The organism is Anaeroglomus insulsum, from assembly GCF_050689095.1.
Taxonomy (GTDB): Bacteria; Planctomycetota; Phycisphaerae; order Sedimentisphaerales; family Anaerohalosphaeraceae; genus Anaeroglomus; species Anaeroglomus insulsum.
Genome location: NZ_JBOGCL010000004.1, coordinates 157,036 through 175,503, shown reverse-complemented (window position 1 = coordinate 175,503; position 18,468 = coordinate 157,036). Strand labels below are relative to the sequence as shown.

Sequence of the window (18,468 nt, the reverse complement as noted above, 5' to 3'; positions counted from 1 at the left end):
TTTAATCCTGGTATTGACACACTCTTTTTAAACAATAAGAAATAAATATACGGAGATGAATGGTCCTGTTAGTAATCATCCGGACATTATCTTGAATTATCAGACTTTGCCTTGAAAAACTCAATTGTCCGCCTTAGTCCATCTTCAAATGCATTGATTGGGGTAAAACCAACGGATTTTATCTTTTCCACATCCGCTTTTGAATGTTTAACATCCCCTGCACGCTCAGGTCCAAAGCGAATCTCAGAACCGCTGCCGGTCAGGGCAACAATCTTTTCGGCTAATTCTTTAATCGTGATGGAACCGCCGCAGGCAACATTATATACGCCGGTCAAGTCCGGACGGGTCGCCAGGAAGACATTGGCCGCGACGACATCCTTGACAAAGACGAAATCGCGGGTCTGGAGACCGTCGCCAAAGATAGTAATCGGGTCATTTCGGACCGCTTTATCGATGAATATCGGTACCGCCGCAGCATACTGGCTTTTGGGATCCTGACGCGGACCAAAGACATTAAAATACCGCATACAGGCGGTCTTAAGCCAGCCTTCATTATGAAACATCCGGCAGTAATATTCGCCGTCAAGCTTGGTAACGGCATATGGGCTTTTCGGCTCGGGCAGCATATCCTCGGTCTTGGGCAGCATGGGATTATCACCATAAATGGCAGCGGATGAACTCAGGCACAGTTTTTTTACGCCGGCACGGGCAGCTTCTTCCAGCACAATCAAGGTGCCCTGTGTGTTGATCTCGACACATTCGCTCGGTTTGGCCATTGATTCCGGGACGCTGATCATGGCTGCCAGATGAAAGATATAATCCACACCCCGAACGGCCTGACGCACTGCAGCAGGGTCGGTTATTGAGCCTTCAATCAGACGGCACTGCAGACCCTCCAGATTGTTTTTGAAGCCGGAACGAAAGTTGTCAAGAACAACAATGTCCGCTTTGCCCTGAAAAAATTCAACAATATGGCTGCCGATAAAACCAGCGCCGCCGGTAACAAGGATTTTCATAGTCATTCGTTGTCAGGTATTAGCTGTTGGTTTTACCACCATGCAGGGTACGAAGAATAGAAAAAGATATTGATTGACTTCTTTTTTATCTTCAAGTCTTTCCTGGTGATTTTAAATTGGATATCGCTTGCGATTCGTTTTACTGTCGGCACCAATGAGAGTCATAGGGATTGCCGCAGGTCAGCCATTGGTCGGCCAGGACGGCAAAATCGGCCAGATTGACAAAACAATCACCCGTCAGATCTGCCGTCAGCGTCCGAGCACATTGAAATACCGTAAAAACATCATCGCCAATATCCATCATATCCAGATTAGCCGCGGAACGCACTCGGACAAGACATTCCTGAGAATGAATCTCCGGTGGCAGGACAATCTCACAGGTACCCGTATTGACCACACCATTGGCGAGAATCTGCCAGCTTTGACCATTGTCGGCGGAAAAGTCAATCCGAACCTCTTCAACCGGATCTCCTGCAGTCTTCCACTGCACCGTCGCTGAAGAACCGGCCAAAAGCATCTGGCCGCCATTGGGATAAAGTACGGTTATTGTGGAATGAATCGGCAACTGGGCACCGACAATATCTTCGCCATGCTGCCAGACAGCATATTGCGACGAGATTGCTGGAAAGGTCTGATCCCCGCCGACAGTACAGATTTGCATAAGCATCTGTGTCTTGAGATTGAAACCAAAGATGTCATAGCCGCTGGTGGGACCGTTTCGATAATCACGCCAGGCTACATAATCCCCGCAAATCACCGGATAATTCTGATACTCCAAATCCGTACAGATTACAAATTCACCGGAACCGGCCAGGTCAAAACCATAGATATCCCGGCCAGACACAGCCTGGTTTCGTTCATCCTGCCAGACAACAATCGTACCGCTGATATCCGGGTAGGACTGATTGGCTGCATCAGAACAAATCACACACTCCTGCTGAGTCTGCAGATTGTATCCATAGATATCCGTGTTGCCGTTGCGCTGGTCCGTCCAGACCACGATATGTCCCCAGACGGCAGGCTGATACTGAAGAGCAGGATTGGTACAGATTGGAAATTCGGTCATGGTATCGAGATTATATCCGTAGATATCGATATTGCCGTGGCGTGAGTCTTCCCAGACGATTATGCTGCCGCTGATGTCGGGGTTTTCCTGGTTGGCCAAATCGGTACAGATGGGCATTTCGGTGTTTGCCGCCATATCAAACAGATAGATATCCTGATTGCCATTTCGTTTGTCCCTCCAGACAATCCGCTGTCCGCTGACGGCAGGCTGGGTCTGGTGACCAGCGGCCCTGCAAATCGCCAGCTCGGCAACATCGGGCAGCAGTCTGGCGTAGATATCGGTATTCTGTGTCCCATTTCGCTGGTCCGCCCAGACTGCCAGATTGCCGTCGATGGCAGGAGCGTCTTGTTTTGAGGGGTGGATACACACGTCGATACGGGGCCAATCGGCATGGACACATGATACACCGATACTCAGGCACAACATCATCAGACACCGTTTCATTGTTACCTCCATTTCATTAAAATCGTCCAAACCTGCGTGTAAAGCCCAGGCACGCAGACAACCGGGACAATCCCAGCTTAACACTGTTATTTTAATGAAGCCCTTTTATACTTAACCAGGATGATCGTGCCTCACGTCAAGCCGCAGACGCATCGAAAACCTGCATCGCCGCGACGCTATAACACCATTTCATACAAGGTTAGTAAAAGCCTGCCAAGACATCTCAACATGGACAACTTGTCAGGGCATTCACCGAATTGAACCAATTCTCTCGGCCCTCAGGGGCCGACTTAAAAATCAACAAAGGCGCAATCCGAATTTACGCCTTGACAATCTTATTGCGGCCGACCTTGACATTGGCACAGGCATTGCGCGTATCAATAACCAACTGGGCATGCTTGACAATCCACTTGTAGTCGTAATCGCTGTGGTTGGTGGAAATCAGCACCACATCATAGCTTTTGAGCATCGCTGCGGTCAGCTTCTTACTGGTCATCTTGAGATCATATTCGCGCATTTTATGAGTCGCTGGAACATAGGGGTCATTATAATCCACCCTGGCACCACGCTCTTTGAGCAATTCAATTAATTCCAGCGACGGAGACTCACGAACATCATCAATATCTGGCTTATAGGCCAGGCCCAGAATGAGCACTTTGGACCCCTTGAGGCTCTTTTTGCGATTGTTAAGGGCCTCCATCGTACGATGAATCACATAGTGCGGCATGTCGGTATTGATTTCGCCGGCCAGTTCAATAAAACGGGTGGCCATGTGATACTGACGGGCCTTCCAGGTCAGATAGAATGGGTCAATCGGAATGCAGTGGCCGCCCAGGCCGGGTCCCGGATAGAATGGATGATAGCCAAAGGGCTTGGTGGAAGCAGCCCGAATCACCTCCCAGACATCAATCCCCATGCGGTCAAAAAGCATCTTGAGTTCATTGACCATGGCAATATTGATGCAGCGATAAGTGTTTTCAAGAATCTTGGCCGCTTCCGCCGCTTCCAGAGAAGACACTGGAACGAGGGTCTGAATGGCAAAACTATATACCTGGCGAGCCAGTTCACAGCATTTGGGTGTCAGACCACCGACAACCTTGGGAATGGTTTTGGTGGTGTACTTCTTGTTGCCCGGATCTTCTCGTTCGGGCGAAAAGGCCAAATAGAAGTCCTTGCCCGCCACAAGACCCGTCTGTTCCAAAATCGGCATCATCACTTCCCGGGTGGTGCCGGGATAGGTGGAGCTTTCCAGCACAATCAACTGCTCCTTGCGAAGGGATTTAGCGATGGTCTTGGCAGAACCTTCGATATACTGCATATCGGGTTCACGGTTTTTGGTCAGCGGGGTCGGGACACAAATCAGAATGGCGTCAGGCTTTTTAAGCTGCGACATATCGCTGGTAGCGGAAAAGAGTCCCGACTTGACCATGCTTTTGACCTGCTCGTGGGGGATATGCTTGATGATGCTGCGGCCGGCGTTGAGCACCTTGACTTTTTTGTCGTCGATATCAAAGCCCAGCACCTTGATGCCGGAGGTGGCAAACTCCCGTGCCAGCGGCAGACCAACGTAGCCCAGACCAAGTACGCCCACAACAACATCTTTTTTTGCAATTTTCTGTTCCAGTGACACCATAGGAGTCTCCTGTTTTATGTGAATGATGGTTTATTCTAACGTGATTCCCTGCCGCCAAACAGAGTCAGGCAGCACAAGCAGCTGATGTATACGGATCCTCTTTGCAATGTCCCGTTTGGTCGTGGAATAATCATTCCCGTTGAGTATCCTTGTAAAAATCCAGAATCGTTTTCACAACATAGTCTTTCATCTCGTCGGTTAATTCCGGATAGACAGGCAATGCCAGCACCTCACGGGCAGCCTTTTCCGCCTCGGGCAGATCGCCGGCCTTATATCCCAGATAAGCAAAACATTCCTGCAGATGCAGCGGCACAGGATAATAAATCTCACAGCCGATTTTATGGGCCTGCAGATGTCTGACCAGCTCATCCCGCCGCGGAACGCGGATGACATACTGATTAAAGATCGATTCACACTCTTCGGCAATCACCGGCGTCTGAATCACCGTCTTTTTGAATTTCTTCGTATAAAACGCAGCATTTTTGCGGCGCATCTGCGACCAGTCCGCCAGATGCGGCAGCTTGACCAGAAGCGCTGCCGCCTGGATCGGATCCAGGCGGAAATTGCCGCCGATATACTTATGGTAATATTTCGGTTCACTGCCGTGGTTGCGCATCCAGACCAGCATTTTATACAGATCTTCATCACTGGTAACCGTCATGCCGCCATCGCCAATGCCGCCCAGATTCTTACTGGGGAAAAAACTAAAACAGCCGCAGGTTCCGATCGCACCCGCCTTCTTGCCTTTATAGGTCGCCGAGATGGCCTGACAGGCATCTTCAATCACAGCCAGTGAAGCCTGACCAGCAATCTGCATAATTGGATCCATATCCGCCATCTGACCATACAGGTGCACAGGCATAATCGCCTTGGTCTTTTTGGTAATGGCTGACTCAATCAGGGCAGGGTTGATGTTGTATGTCACCGGGTCGATATCAACAAAAACCGGCCTGGCTCCCACTCGGGCAATACAGCCGGCCGTAGCAAAAAAGGTAAACGGCGTCGTAATCACTTCATCACCGGGACCAATCCCAAGAGCCATCAGGCTGGCCAAAATCGCATCGGTACCGCTGGACATCCCCACGGCATACCTGCACTCACACAACTCCGCAATTTTCTTTTCCAGCTCGGCCACTTTGGGACCGCCGATACAGATTTGAGAATCCAGAACCTCATTGATCTGTTTTAAGACCTCATCCTTAATCGTCGCATATTGCGCTTTTAAATCCAGCAAAGGAACCTGCATTGAAATACTCCTGTTTGTCTCTTGAATTGAGAATTTCGAACATAGAATTCAGATATATTATCCGCTCATTTCGAATTCTCAACTTCGCCTTTTTAATTGTTTATACATCACTGTTCCGACCGCTTGGTCAGGAGGCAGCGGTTTTTCTTCATCCCAATCCAGGCAACGCAGAATACCCGATTCGTCGCATCGGTATCGCCAGCCGCTTTCCGGACATCTCAGAATCCCATCCGGATCGGGTTTTGATAAACAAACCCCGTGGCGGCTCATCCAGCCGGTCTGCCGGCCCGGAACCCCCATAATCAGAGCATAATCTGGCACATCCCGGGTAACCACGGCGCCAGCAGCAATAAATGCATACCGGCCAATCGTAATGCCGCAAATCACAGTCGCGTTGGCCCCGAGGGTTGCACCGCGACGAAGTATTGTTTTTTCATACACCCCCCGGCGGCAGACCTGCGAACGGGGATTGGCAACATTGGTCAGAACACAGCTGGGACCCAAAAACACATCCTGCTCGCACAGAACCCCGTCGTAAACCGAGACGTTATTCTGAATCTTGACATTGTCCCCAATCACTGCTCCCGCGGCAATAAAGACATTTTGTCCGAGCGTGCAATTACGGCCCAGCGTTGCCCCCGCACAGACATGGCAAAAATGCCAGATTTTTGTGCCGGCCCCAATCGTGCAGGGCTGATCAATACAGGCGGTCGGGTGGGCAAAATAATCACTCATCGGTTATACGGTCACTCCGCTGCGAATGGCCATCGGATGAGCGTCCTGGCCGGGCGATAATATTTTTGCGTTGCGAATATCATACACGGTTTGAATCGAAGGCAGGACTTCCTGCCACCGAAAGCCCTCACCGGCGAGAATCCGGCGATAGCTCTCTGTATGCAGGTCGGTAAAGCCTTCGGAAAATTCCATTTCTTTGCCGTCAATCGTAATGGAGCGATACGTCGCCGGTTTTCCAGGCTGGGGGTCCACGGGCAAATCAGCTCGGTCAATCGACAGAAACCAGCGCACTCGGGCCTTCTGCAAGGTCAGGGAACCGGATGCTTTTGTCGCTTCATACAGATAAACGCGATTCTCCTGAACAGGACCAAATATCCAGATGAGCATATCGAAAAAATGAATGCCGATATTGGTGGCAATGCCGCCGGACTTGCTGACATCTCCTTTCCATGACGACAGGTACCATCTGCCGCGGGAAGTGATATAGGTCAAATCCACATCAAACATTTTATCTGCGGGAGCATGGGCAACCACCTCTTTTAATTGGGCGATTGCCGGATGCAGGCGGAGCTGTAAAATCGTGTTGATTCGCCGGCCGGTCTCAGCCTCGATTTCACCGAGGGCCTCGGCATTCCAGGGGTTGATCACCAGCGGTTTTTCGCAGATGGCGTCAGCGCCGATCCGCATGGCAAATCGCACGTGAGCATCATGCAGGTAATTGGGGGAGCAAATGCTGACATAATCCACACGATGACCCTTGCGACGCAATTTTTCCAGATGCCGGTCAAAGCGTTCAAACTCCGTGAAAAAGTGAGCCTCGGGGAAATACTGATCCAGAATCCCCGCCGAATCACTGGGGTCCAGCGCCGCAACCAGCACATTGCCGGTGTCGCGAATAGCCTTCAAGTGCCGCGGAGCAATATAACCACAGGCACCAATGAGGGCAAAGGTTTTTGCCGATGTGTCTATAATTTCAACCTCTCTTTATTGGCCCGATACCACTCAATGGTAGCCTTGAGGCCTTGGTCAAAATCGGTTCTGGCTTTAAAACCGAATTCTTTCCATGCCCGGCTGGTGTCCAGGCACCGGCGAGGCTGACCATCGGGTTTGCTCGGATCCCAGACAATCTTCCCTGTAAAACCGGTCAAGCGGGCAATCTTTTCCACGAGCTGTTTTATCGTGATCTCAAAACCTGCCCCGATATTGACCGGCTCGTCTTTGTCATATTTTTCGGTCGCCAGCACAATCCCCTCTGCTGCATCCGGGGCATAGATAAACTCCCGGCTGGCTGAGCCTGTACCCCAACACTCGATCTGGTCTTTGCCGGTTTCGATGGCATCCACGCACTTTTTAATCAGGGCCGGGATGACATGCGAGCTGGCCGGGTGGAAATTATCCCCCGGGCCGTACAGATTGACCGGCAGGAGATAAATGCCGTTGAGGCCGTACTGCTGACGATAGCCTTGTAACATCACCAGCAGGGCTTTTTTGGCGATACCATAGGGGGCATTGGTTTCTTCGGGGTAACCATTCCAGAGGTCCTGTTCCTTAAATGGTACCGGCGTGAATTTCGGATAGGCACAGATGGTGCCGACCTGGACAAACTTGGTCAATTTGCGGATACGGGCCTGTTCAATCAGGTGTAAGCCCATCGCCATATTCGCATAGAAAAAACGACCGGGATTCTCACGGTTGGCCCCAATCCCCCCCACCTCCGCGGCCAGGTGAATCACCACGTCCGGCCGCATCTGCTCATACATCCGGATACAGTCGGCTTCTTTAGTCAGGTCATAATCTTCAATCAGCGGGATAAACATCTGTTCCTGGCGAACACCCCTTGTTAGCAGACACTGCTGAAGGTGTTTGCCCAGAAATCCTGCCCCGCCGGTTATGACAATACGTTGTTGGGTTAAATCAAGCATTGTTTAGTGATGAGTGTGTCGTTGTTTGTTCAGAGTAAAACCTTGAACACTTCCCATGTAATCTTTTTGGTCTATTGTCCGTGCTCTTTGAGCAGACGTTCTTTTCTGGCCAGCTGCCAGTCGGATTCGGTCATCATTCTGGCCAGCTCTTTGAAACTCACCTTCGGCTGCCAGTTTAACACTTTTTTCGCTTTGGCAGGGTTGCCCAGCAGCAAATCCACCTCGGTCGGACGAAAATACTTGGGATCAATCGCCACGTACTGGTGCCAATCCAGATTCAGATACCCAAAGACCTCATCGAGAAACTGCCGGACTGAATACGTCTGGCCGGTGGCCACGACATAATCATCTGGGTGGGGCTGCTGGAGCATCAGCCACATCGCCTCCACATAATCGCCGGCAAAACCCCAGTCGCGTTTGGCGTCCAGATTACCCAGATAGAGCTTGTCCTGAAGGCCTTCTTTGATGCGGGTGGCGGCACGGGTTATTTTGCGGGTCACAAAGGTCTCGCCACGGCGGGGCGATTCGTGATTGAATAATATCCCATTGCAGGCAAACAGGTTATAGGCCTCACGGTAATTGACCGTCTGCCAGTAGCTGTACACCTTGGCACAGGCATAAGGACTGCGGGGATAAAACGGGGTGGTCTCCGTCTGCGGGGTCTCGACCACCTTGCCATACATCTCGGAACTGGAGGCCTGATAAAACCGCGGCGGAGTCTTCATCATCCGCAGGGCTTCCAGCAGACGCAGCGTACCCAACGCATCGACGTTGGCTGTATAGATCGGCTGGTCAAAACTGACCCGGACATGACTCTGGGCGCCGAGATTATAGACTTCATCGGGCTGGATGTCATTTAAGATCGTGGACAGGTTGCCGCCGTCGGTCAGGTCGCCATAGATCAGCTTGAGTTTAGGCTGATGGTGCGGATCCAGATAGAGATGATCGATTCGGTCGGTATTGAACGTCGATGCCCGCCGGATAATCCCATACACCTCATAACCTTTGGCCAGCAGCAGTTCCGTCAGATACGACCCATCCTGACCCGTAATGCCGGTAATTAATGCTTTTTTCATATCGTAATGTCTATCGCTTGATTATTGTCTGAGCCAGGCTGCAAACGCCTTCAACCCATCGGCCAAATGGGTTTTCGGGCAATAGCCCAGTTCCCGAACAGCCCTGTCCACATCGGCAAAGGTCCGCTTGACATCGCCGGGCTGCTCAGGCAATATGTCTATTATGGCTTTCTTGCCAAGGGCTTTTTCAATCTCCGCAATCAGGGTATCCAGACGCACAGGCCTTGACTCACCCAGATTATAGATATGATAACCTTTGCACCGTTCGATGGCTGCGACCACGCCATTAATAATGTCATCAATAAAAGTAAAATCGCGTTCCATGGAACCATCCCCATACATCGGAACAGGCTTGCCCTGCTCAATCAGACGGGCAAATTTATGAATAGCCAGGTCGGGCCGCTGACGTGGTCCATAAACCGTAAAGAATCGCAGACAAGTCATGTCCATCTGGTACAAATGGCTGTAGGTATAACAAATCAGCTCCCCGGCCTTTTTCGTCGCCGCATACGGAGAAATCGGAAAATCCACATTATCCGTCTCGGAAAACGGTGTCTTGGGATTATTGCCATAGACACTGGAACTGGAGGCAAAAATAAATTTCTTGACTCCTGCCGCACGGGCCGCCTCCAGCATGACCACCGTACCATTGACGTTGGTATCAACATAGCCAGCTGGATCAGCTATAGAAGGCCGGACCCCCGCCTTAGCCGCCAGATGCACAATGGCATCAAACCTACCAGAGTGTAATACAGCATCCACCTGCTTGCGGTCTCGGATGTCGCCCTCAACCAGTCGGAATCGCGGCGACTCAACCAGTCCGGCAAGATTCCGCTGTTTGACTGTAATGTCATAAAAAGGGTCGAAATTATCCAGCCCCACCACAGTCAAACCCTCTCCGACAAGTCGCTCACATAAATGCGATCCGATGAATCCTGCTGCACCCGTAACCAGAATTTCTTTCATATAATCTTAGCAGGGACGACCAATGCAGTGATATTCGATGCCAAACCGTTTGACAAACGCCGGGGTATAGAGATTGCGACCATCGAAGACAACGGGATTCCGCAGCCGCTTGGCAATCTGCTCGAAGTCCGGAGTGCGGAATTCCTGCCAGTCCGTAAAAATCACCAGGGCCGCAGATCCATCCAGCACATCGTAACTATTGTCCACCAGACCGATTGCATGACCATACTTTTGACGGGTCGGGACCATTGCTTCCGGATCGAAAGCCAGAACCTTAATCCCGGCTTTGAGGAATTTCTCGATGCAGAACAACGCCGGCGATTCACGAATATCATCCGTACGAGCTTTGAATGCCAGCCCCCAGACTCCAAGCTGAATGTTGGACTGACCTTTGAAGTAATCGATAATCTGGTCAGCAAACCGAGCCTGCTGATCCAGATTCACTTGTTGTACGGACTGCGCAATGGACATCGGCACTCCCGCCTGTTTGCCCATATAAATTAACGCCCGAACGTCCTTGGGAAAACAGCTGCCGCCATAACCCACGCCGGCAAATAAAAAGGCGTTGCCTATGCGTGAATCGCTGCCCATACCGGCCCGAACCTGTTCAATATCGGCACCCACTTTTTCACACAGCATCGACAGTTCATTCATAAAGGAAATACGCGTGGCCAGCATGGTATTGGCAGCATACTTGGCCATCTCCGCACTGGCCGGATCCATAAACAGGATTCGACTGCTTTTCCGCATAAACGGGTTATACAATTCCCGCATGATTTCCATAACGGCAGGATTGGTCGTGCCAATAATGACACGATCGGGCTTCATAAAATCTTCAACTGCGGAACCTTCCTTAAGAAACTCCGGATTACTGACATAATCGAACGGGATTTCGGTTTTAGATTGAATCCATTGACTCACAATTTTATGCGTTCCGACAGGAACAGTGCTTTTGGTCACAATGATTTTATAGCTGGTCATGAGTTCTGCAATCTGCCCGGCTGCATTCAATACCGCGGAGATATCGGCTGAGCCATCGGCAGCACTGGGAGTACCAACCCCCAGAAAAATCAGCAGCGACTTATCCACACCCTCTTTCAGACTGGTTGTAAAAGTCAGGCGGCCAGACTTTTGGTTGCGGGTGACAATCTCTGCCAACCCCGGTTCATAGATGGGGATTATTCCATTCCTGAGTCCATCAATCTTTTTTTCGTCGGTATCGACACAGATGACATGGTTGCCCCCATCTGCCAGACAAGCGGCAGCAACCAGTCCTACGTACCCCACTCCAACCACAGTCACTTTCATAGCTTAGGCCTCTGCTGTTTGATTTTAGTTCCGTTTTGTAAAAACTTACACTCCGTGCCTGTCGGTTGTCATAAAAAAGACAACAGATTTACCTCAAAGGCTTACAAACAAGAGAGTTATGATGTCTTGCAAGCCCTTCGTCAATCCGTACGTTACATATCCTGTATCTTTGATTGAAGAAAGGCTATCATAAATATCGGATATTTAACCGCCTTGAATTAAGTTCTTATTGTCAAAATAGTTCGTTTTTTGTCAATCACAAAAAAGGCTCTTATCGGACCTGCCAGATTAGCTACTCACTATATCGACAATAAGTCCGGTCGTTTTCCCAGACGATGACCTCGATCAGGGTACAGGGTTTAAGTTTGGTTTTGAGATTCTTCCAGGCCAGCTTGGAGAGGTTTTCTACCGTTGGATTGATACGGGAAAAAGCGGGAACGTCCACATTCAGGTTTTTATGGTCCACTATATCTATAAAGTATTTCCGTACTTTCTGTTCAAACCCTTCCAGCCAGCCGGATTTACCGGCCGGTGGATTAACCGATACTTCGAGTATATAATTATGGCCGTGTCCTGCGGGATTGGCACATTTGCCAAATAATTCGAAATTGGTCTTCAGGTCGAATTTATCGTTCCATAATTTGTGCATGGCCGCAAATTCAAATTTTTCCGTATAAATCACCATCTCACCTGTCTCCCATTGAATTGCCATCCGGCGGAAGGGATTCAGCTCCAGTTCCAGCTTCCAGAGGCAGCATTTCCTGAATACCGGGTCAAGACGCTCTTTGGCTTCCCTGAGTAGTTCATACAGGGCCTCCATCGGCGGATTATACTGCCGACAGAACCATTCGGCACACTGCCGCTGAAAACAGGGTATGACCTCCTGACGCACTGCCGCGTCAATTTGCGATACATTGACCACAAACCCCGTCTGCGGATTCAATCTGGATTTCAGATGAACCCACAGCGCCAGATACAAGCCAAGTCCCTCGGTAAGGGGCCTGGCCGCATACGAATTCCATCCGGGATATTCATTGCGTCCGAACGGATCTATCTGAAATCGAATTTGCCGGGCCAGTCTATGCATTACATTCTTTCGTTGCCATGAAGCAGCGTCATCACTTCGGAACGGCTTCGGGGGTCGCTTTTGAAGATGCCACGCAGAGCACTGGTTACCATCACAGCACCCGGTTTTTTGATCCCGCGAATGGTCATGCAGCTGTGACTGGCCTCCAGTACCACCGTTACCCCCTTGGGCCTGAGATTCTTCATCAGAAAATCGGCAATCTGGTCGGTCAGCCGCTCCTGCAATTGCAGTCGTCGGGCAAACATATCAACAATTCGTGCCAGCTTGCTGACGCCCAGCACCTGGCCATCGGGCAGATATGCCACATGGGCTTTACCGATAAACGGCATCAGGTGATGTTCACAGATGCTGTAAAACGGAATGTCCCGAAGCAGTACGATTTCATCATACTTTTCATGAAAGACACTGCCCAAATGCTCGGAAGGGTCACGACGCATTCCATCGAGCAGCTCGGCATACATCCGGGCTACCCGTTTGGGGGTATCACGCAGGCCTTCCCTCTGCGGATTTTCTCCCACCGCTTCTAAAATCTCAAGAACGGCCTTTTCAATCCGCTGCAAATCCACCGGTTTACTGATACTTTGGTCCATGATTATCCTTTGCTGCTCTGGCTGAATGCATCCGCATCTGCAGGACTGACGTGCGAGGACATCTGGGCCGCGGTCGTTCCCGTCAAACATCCGCATTTGCATCCGGCCAGCAGCATAACAATGGCCGCACATCCAGCAATAATGATTCGCTTCACTCGATTTCCTTTCTATTGAAACTTGCTTTCAAATGCCTGTCTGCCCCGGATTATTTCGCCGGAATAATCCGAACCAGCACGACGCCGTGAGGCGGTACATCCGCCGTGAATTCATTTTCAAACATACCCAGGTCTTTCTGCCGCCACAGATCACGCACCTGGCACTGGCCGGCAAAGGCAATATCTTTCCAGTTGACTGTTCCCTTTCTGGCTTCGAATTCATTCATATTGAATAATCCCACGGCACGGGAACCGTCTTCCATCGCTTTGGACCAGACTTCAATGTCGTTGGCCTGGGCGATACGCCGGGCTTGCTGGCCAAGCGGGTCCTGGTTGACATCCAGCACCTCATCATTGGTCAGAAGGCTGTAGGTAAACTCATCCATCTGTTCAATCGGACATCCAATCAGCAACGGCGCCGACAACAGACACCACAGGCTGATATGGGTATATTGCTCATCAGGTGTCAAACGGGCCGGGTGCAGATTTGGTCCCCAGCCAACCTTGCCGACGACCAGCATATCCGGGTCGTTCCATCGGCCGGGACCGGCATACGGATACAACTCGGCCTGTTTGAAACCGATACCCGCCATACTGCCCCAACTGTCGGTAATATCGCCGGTCGTACGCCAGCAATTGCCGCCCACCTCGGCACCCCACTTCCATACATCACCCATACCATACTGACAAAGGCTATAGACAATATCGCGTCCGGTGTTTTTGAGGCAATCCCGCATCACGGCATAAGGTTTCTTTAAGTCATCCAGATTGGGATTGGGAGCGATTCGTGAATAACCGCACCAGTCATACTTGAGATAATCAAATCCCCATTCAGCAAACCGCTCGGCATCTTTTTGCTCATGTTCCCAACTGCCAACATAGCCGGCACAGGTATTCGGTCCGGGTGAGATATAAATCCCGGCCTTCAATCCCAGAGAATGGATATAATCGGTCAGTGCCTTCATATCGGGGAATTTGCCATTGCTGAGCAGATAACCGTCCTTATCCCGGACCGGTTCGCCAATCACCGGGTCCTTAGACCCTTCCTGACGCATCCAGCAGTCGTCGATATTGATATACGTCCAGCCATGATTGAGCAGGCCGCTGTCAACCATCGCCTTGGCGCTGGCACGGACTTTTTCATCATCCACCGCACAGGCCCAGCAGTTCCAGCTGTTCCAGCCCATGGGCGGTGTCAGGCTGATGGTATCGCCGACAACAATCTTGAATTCCCGTTCCACCTTACCGTGCTTGTTCTCGGCAACCACGGTGGTCTTATATTCCCCGGCATTTTTGACGGTGCCGCGTATCTGGCCATTGTCTGAATTGAGGATTAACCCCTCCGGCAGACCTCGCACCGCAAACTTCATCGGCCGCTCCCCCGTAGCAGTGACCGTAAAGAGGAATGGATTCCCCGGGCGAACACCAAATATTTTCGGCCCGGTAATCCGCGGAGCCGGTCCGGCCTTGGGGGTCAAAATATACGGAGCCGGCATAACCACATCGATGGTATGAGGAGCCGTCAGGCGATACGCAATCTGCGCCTGGGCCCAGTCGGCATGATCGTAGTTGATGTCATTGCCGCCGGAGACCTGAAGCCGAAGGATATCGACTCCCTTGATGTCCACTTTGACTTCCTTCGCCGGGTTGCCCGCCCGCATGACCTCGCTGCGCCACAGCAGCCTGCCATCCCCAAAAACCAGAAACTCCACACTGGCTGCGGCCTTGCCCTGATCCGAGCCGGTCACTTCATCATCGATTCCGACCCAGGCCTCAAACTGCTCCCCGATACCGCCGAGTTTCACATCCAGCCGCGAATCCGCATGGGTTCCCACCCCGCGAGTAAAGGATTTGCCGGCGATTGTCAGCGGCTTGCCGTCAACCGATTTATTTTTTTGAATCTGGCCCCAGCCGATTATCGCCTTGCTCAAATCCAGCTCATCCAGCCATATCCGCTGAAGCTCTGAAGAAGCAGCATTATCTGCCGCCAGTACCCATCCGCAGGATACCACCAACACCATCGCTGACACGATTGCAGTTCTCATCTTTTCTCCATTTCTTATCTTTATTTCTTATTGATTCCCTACATTCCCATCATGATTGACTGCCGCTGGGGCTTGAAATGTCCCGGTTCGTCGCGGCGAAATCACTTCCAGCCGCCAGCGTCCCGTAACAGGATTATCCCCGCGGCTGCGTCGGGCTATGAAACCCCGTGATGCCGCGCGGGATAAAACGGCCCCTGGCCGTCGAATTATACGCGTTGAGTACACTGATTCATTACAAACGACGACAACAGTCTGACACCAAATCCAATCGAACCCGGGGCGGCACCTTCATCTGCTCCCCAGACGCCTACGCCGGCCATATCGACATGGGCCCATTTGGCCTCTTTGACAAACTGGCTTAAAAATGCTGCAGCCGTACAGGCCCCTGCCCAGCGTCCCCCGGTATTCTTTAAATCGGCAATCTTGCTTTTCATCAATTCCACATACTCATCATCACAGGGCAAATGCCAGACGCGTTCTCCGGTTTGACGCGACGCAGCCTTGATCTGTTCGACCAGCGTTTCATCATTGCCCATCACCCCGGCTCGTTTTTGTCCAAGGGCAACCACACAGGCCCCGGTCAATGTTGCAATATCCACAATCGTCCTGCAGCCAAGCTGCTCTGCATAGGTAATCGCATCGCACAAAATCATCCGCCCTTCGGCGTCGGTATTCTGAATTTCCACGGTCTTGCCGCTGTAGGTCGTCACGATATCACCAGGCCGATATGCAAAGCCGCTGGGCATATTTTCCGCTGCCGGAATCAACCCCAGCACACGAGCTTTGGGCTTGAGTCGGGCAATCGCCTGCATGGCCCCAAGCACCGCGATACCACCGGATTTATCGTACTTCATATCATGCATCCCCTCCCCAGGTTTGAGGCTGATACCACCGGAGTCAAAGGTAATCGCTTTGCCAACCAGGCCAATGACGGGGATCTGTTTGGCAGCTTTGGCAGGCTTGTACTCCAGAATAATCAGCCGAGGCTTATTGGCAGATCCCTGCCCAACAGCCAGGATACCGCCCATTTTCTTGGCCGCAAGCGCCTTTTCATCCAGCACTGTACATCGCAATTTATACTGACGAGCCATGGTTTTGGCTTCCTCGGCCAGTGTCTGCGGAGAAATGACGTTGCCGGGACGATTGGCCAGGGTCCTGGCATAATTCTGTGCACTGCCGTAGATGGCCCCTGCAGCAACCGCGTCAGCAGCGGTGGAGACAAATGCCTTGGAAGCATCCGCGATAAACGCCTTGATGGACACAGGCTTTTGATTATCTTCCTGATCCGAACGGAGATACTCGCTGTAGCGATAGGAACCAAAATAAAGGCCTTCAGTAATGGCCTGCACCGCTGCTGCTGAATCCGCCGTCGGTACCGCCTGATGCAGACACACATCCACAGTCTGAGCCTTCAATTCGAGGGCCTTGGCCGAGACTGTCGCCGCGGCTTTACGCAGCACATCTGCATCCGCCTTGTCGGGCTTGCCCAGTCCCACCAGCAGTACTCTGGCGGCACCCATGTCAGGGTGTGCATAAATCAGGCCGGTGGTGCCGGACTTCCCTTTAAAATCTCCCAGCTTAACCAGGGCCGCAATCGCCCCGTTGAGCTTTTTGTCCACCTGTTCAGCCGGGGCAGACAATTTGCCTTCACAGACCCCCAGCGCCAGGAGGTCAGTCTTGATTGCTGTTATTTCTGCACAAACGGCTTTCACTTCAATGGGTACTATCGGTTTCATTGTGTTTCCCTGCTGTGGTTTCATGGTTAAAAAATGGAAACTGCTTATTCGGCTCATGAGCCGCAAGACAGATCGCTTTCATTTGTGCCGCAATGTCCGGGTAAACCGCGGCAAGATTCTGCTGTTCGGCAATATCCGCCGTTAAATCATACAGTTCAATCGGCGCCTCGGGGTTTTTCATCACCTCCAGGCGTACCGCTTTCCATCGCCCCTTTCGTACTGCCTGCTTGCCGCCCTGTTCATGAAATTCCCAATACAAATAATCATGCTGTTTCTGAGCATCCGTTCGCCCCAGCAGCGTCGGGACAAACGACACGCCATCGCAATCCGGCACATCAGCCCCCACAAGCTCTGCACAGGTCGGCAGGATATCCCAGAAGGCACTGATATGTTCAGTCACCGTCCCTGCCGCAATCGTTCCGGACCAGCGGGTAATCAGCGGGACGCGAATCCCGCCTTCATACACATCGCGTTTGCAGCCTCTCAGCGGGCCATTGCTGTCAAAAAAGTCCGGATCGCCGCCGCCTTCTTTGTGCGGCCCGTTATCACTGGAAAACATCACCAGCGTCGTGCGGTCCAGCCCCAGTTCCCTGAGTGTATCCATAACCCGACCCACACCGGCATCCAGCTTGGTGACCATTGCCGCATATGCCGCATGGGGCGTCGGCTGAGCTCCATAGTGATTACCCGGGAATGGCTTTTCAGGATATTTTCCCCTGAATACGGACAAATCTTGTTCCGGTACGGCTAATTCCGCATGGGGAATCGTTGCCGTCAGATACACAAAAAACGGCTTGTCTTTATTATCCTGAATGAATTTCAGGGCCTCACTCATAATCAGGTCGTGCGAATAGACTCCCTGCTGTGTCTTGGGGTCGTTGTCCGGCAGCTCAACTTTCTGGGCATTGCGCCACAAATACTTCGGATAATAATAATGCGCCTGACTCTGGCATTTATAACCAAAGAATACATCAAATCCCTGGCGGTTCGGATCGCCGCTGTTGCCGGTAGCCCCCAATCCCCATTTACCAAATGCCCCTGTCACATACCCGGCATCCTTAAACATCCGCGGCAGCGTATAGGTTCCTTCTGCCAGTGGATACTGTCCCTCCGGCTCAACACCTATATTGCCGCGAATCTGAGCATGGCCGGTATGCAGCCCTGTCATCAAACAGCATCGACTGGGGGCACAAACGGTACTGCCGGCATAATGCTGGGTAAATCGCATCCCCTCCTGCGCCAAACGATCCAGGTTCGGAGTGGCAAAGTGCTTTTGACCATAACAGCTTAAGTCGCCATATCCCAGATCATCGGCCAGAATATAAATGACATTCGGCTTCGATAGCCTGTCAGAACGTTTAAGTTCCGACACCGTACAGCCCGACAAAAGGGATCCGACTGCCAGCAGCCCTGCCGACTGCAAAAACATTCTGCGAGACCTGT

Annotated in this window: 16 protein-coding genes; all 16 read right to left on the bottom strand. The window is 51.6% G+C overall.

Translation table 11 applies throughout. From position 1 onward, the window contains the following. Nucleotides 1-86 precede the first annotated feature (86 nt). The 16 genes from ACQ9LF_RS05510 to ACQ9LF_RS05435 all read right to left on the bottom strand — a co-directional run bounded on the left by ACQ9LF_RS05510 (nt 87) and on the right by ACQ9LF_RS05435 (nt 18,454). Nucleotides 87-1,016: an NAD-dependent epimerase/dehydratase family protein gene (locus tag ACQ9LF_RS05510; protein ID WP_462488376.1), complete on the bottom strand. Its 930-nt coding sequence runs from the start codon at nt 1,014-1,016 to the stop codon at nt 87-89. Between the two features lie 139 nt (nt 1,017-1,155). After that, complete coding sequence (locus tag ACQ9LF_RS05505; RefSeq protein ID WP_462488375.1) at nt 1,156-2,526, bottom strand: hypothetical protein; 1,371 nt, start codon at nt 2,524-2,526, stop codon at nt 1,156-1,158. A gap of 319 nt (nt 2,527-2,845) precedes the next feature. Next, nucleotides 2,846-4,159 (bottom strand): nucleotide sugar dehydrogenase, encoded by a 1,314-nt coding sequence (locus ACQ9LF_RS05500; RefSeq protein ID WP_462488374.1) that lies wholly within the window; start codon nt 4,157-4,159, stop codon nt 2,846-2,848. 130 nt (nt 4,160-4,289) lie between these two features. Then, nucleotides 4,290-5,405, bottom strand: a complete 1,116-nt coding sequence (locus ACQ9LF_RS05495; protein ID WP_462488373.1) for a DegT/DnrJ/EryC1/StrS family aminotransferase — start codon at nt 5,403-5,405, stop codon at nt 4,290-4,292. Between the two features lie 78 nt (nt 5,406-5,483). Continuing rightward, nucleotides 5,484-6,140, bottom strand: coding sequence for a DapH/DapD/GlmU-related protein (locus ACQ9LF_RS05490; protein ID WP_462488372.1), 657 nt, complete (start codon nt 6,138-6,140; stop codon nt 5,484-5,486). A gap of 3 nt (nt 6,141-6,143) precedes the next feature. Continuing rightward, nucleotides 6,144-7,112, bottom strand: a complete 969-nt coding sequence (locus tag ACQ9LF_RS05485) for a Gfo/Idh/MocA family oxidoreductase (protein WP_462488455.1) — start codon at nt 7,110-7,112, stop codon at nt 6,144-6,146. Beyond that, on the bottom strand, nt 7,106-8,062 hold the full coding sequence (locus tag ACQ9LF_RS05480) for a GDP-L-fucose synthase family protein (protein ID WP_462488371.1): 957 nt from the start codon (nt 8,060-8,062) through the stop codon (nt 7,106-7,108). Before ACQ9LF_RS05480 ends, ACQ9LF_RS05485 begins: the two co-directional genes overlap by 7 nt. A gap of 71 nt (nt 8,063-8,133) precedes the next feature. Beyond that, the gene (gene gmd, locus ACQ9LF_RS05475) at nt 8,134-9,138 is read right to left on the bottom strand and encodes a GDP-mannose 4,6-dehydratase (RefSeq protein WP_462488370.1); all 1,005 of its coding nucleotides are present in this window, start codon (nt 9,136-9,138) and stop codon (nt 8,134-8,136) included. Between the two features lie 21 nt (nt 9,139-9,159). Then, a complete protein-coding gene (locus tag ACQ9LF_RS05470; protein WP_462488369.1) occupies nt 9,160-10,104 on the bottom strand; it encodes an SDR family NAD(P)-dependent oxidoreductase in 945 nt (314 codons plus the stop codon). A 6-nt stretch (nt 10,105-10,110) separates the two neighbouring features. After that, a complete protein-coding gene (locus tag ACQ9LF_RS05465; RefSeq protein ID WP_462488368.1) occupies nt 10,111-11,412 on the bottom strand; it encodes a UDP-glucose dehydrogenase family protein in 1,302 nt (433 codons plus the stop codon). Between the two features lie 292 nt (nt 11,413-11,704). Further along, nucleotides 11,705-12,499, bottom strand: a complete 795-nt coding sequence (locus ACQ9LF_RS05460) for a 6-pyruvoyl trahydropterin synthase family protein (protein WP_462488367.1) — start codon at nt 12,497-12,499, stop codon at nt 11,705-11,707. After that, a complete protein-coding gene (gene folE / locus ACQ9LF_RS05455) occupies nt 12,499-13,089 on the bottom strand; it encodes a GTP cyclohydrolase I FolE (protein WP_462488366.1) in 591 nt (196 codons plus the stop codon). The genes ACQ9LF_RS05460 and folE overlap by 1 nt, the downstream gene beginning before the upstream one ends. 2 nt (nt 13,090-13,091) lie before the next feature. Next, the gene (locus ACQ9LF_RS05450) at nt 13,092-13,244 is read right to left on the bottom strand and encodes a hypothetical protein (protein ID WP_462488365.1); all 153 of its coding nucleotides are present in this window, start codon (nt 13,242-13,244) and stop codon (nt 13,092-13,094) included. A gap of 50 nt (nt 13,245-13,294) precedes the next feature. Further along, the gene (locus tag ACQ9LF_RS05445; protein ID WP_462488364.1) at nt 13,295-15,289 is read right to left on the bottom strand and encodes an NPCBM/NEW2 domain-containing protein; all 1,995 of its coding nucleotides are present in this window, start codon (nt 15,287-15,289) and stop codon (nt 13,295-13,297) included. Between the two features lie 206 nt (nt 15,290-15,495). Beyond that, complete coding sequence (locus ACQ9LF_RS05440) at nt 15,496-17,025, bottom strand: leucyl aminopeptidase (RefSeq protein ID WP_462488363.1); 1,530 nt, start codon at nt 17,023-17,025, stop codon at nt 15,496-15,498. After that, nucleotides 17,003-18,454 carry an arylsulfatase gene (locus tag ACQ9LF_RS05435; RefSeq protein ID WP_462488362.1) on the bottom strand — a complete coding sequence of 484 codons (1,452 nt, stop codon included), beginning with the start codon at nt 18,452-18,454 and terminating at the stop codon, nt 17,003-17,005. Before ACQ9LF_RS05435 ends, ACQ9LF_RS05440 begins: the two co-directional genes overlap by 23 nt. Between the last annotated feature and the right edge of the window lie 14 nt (nt 18,455-18,468).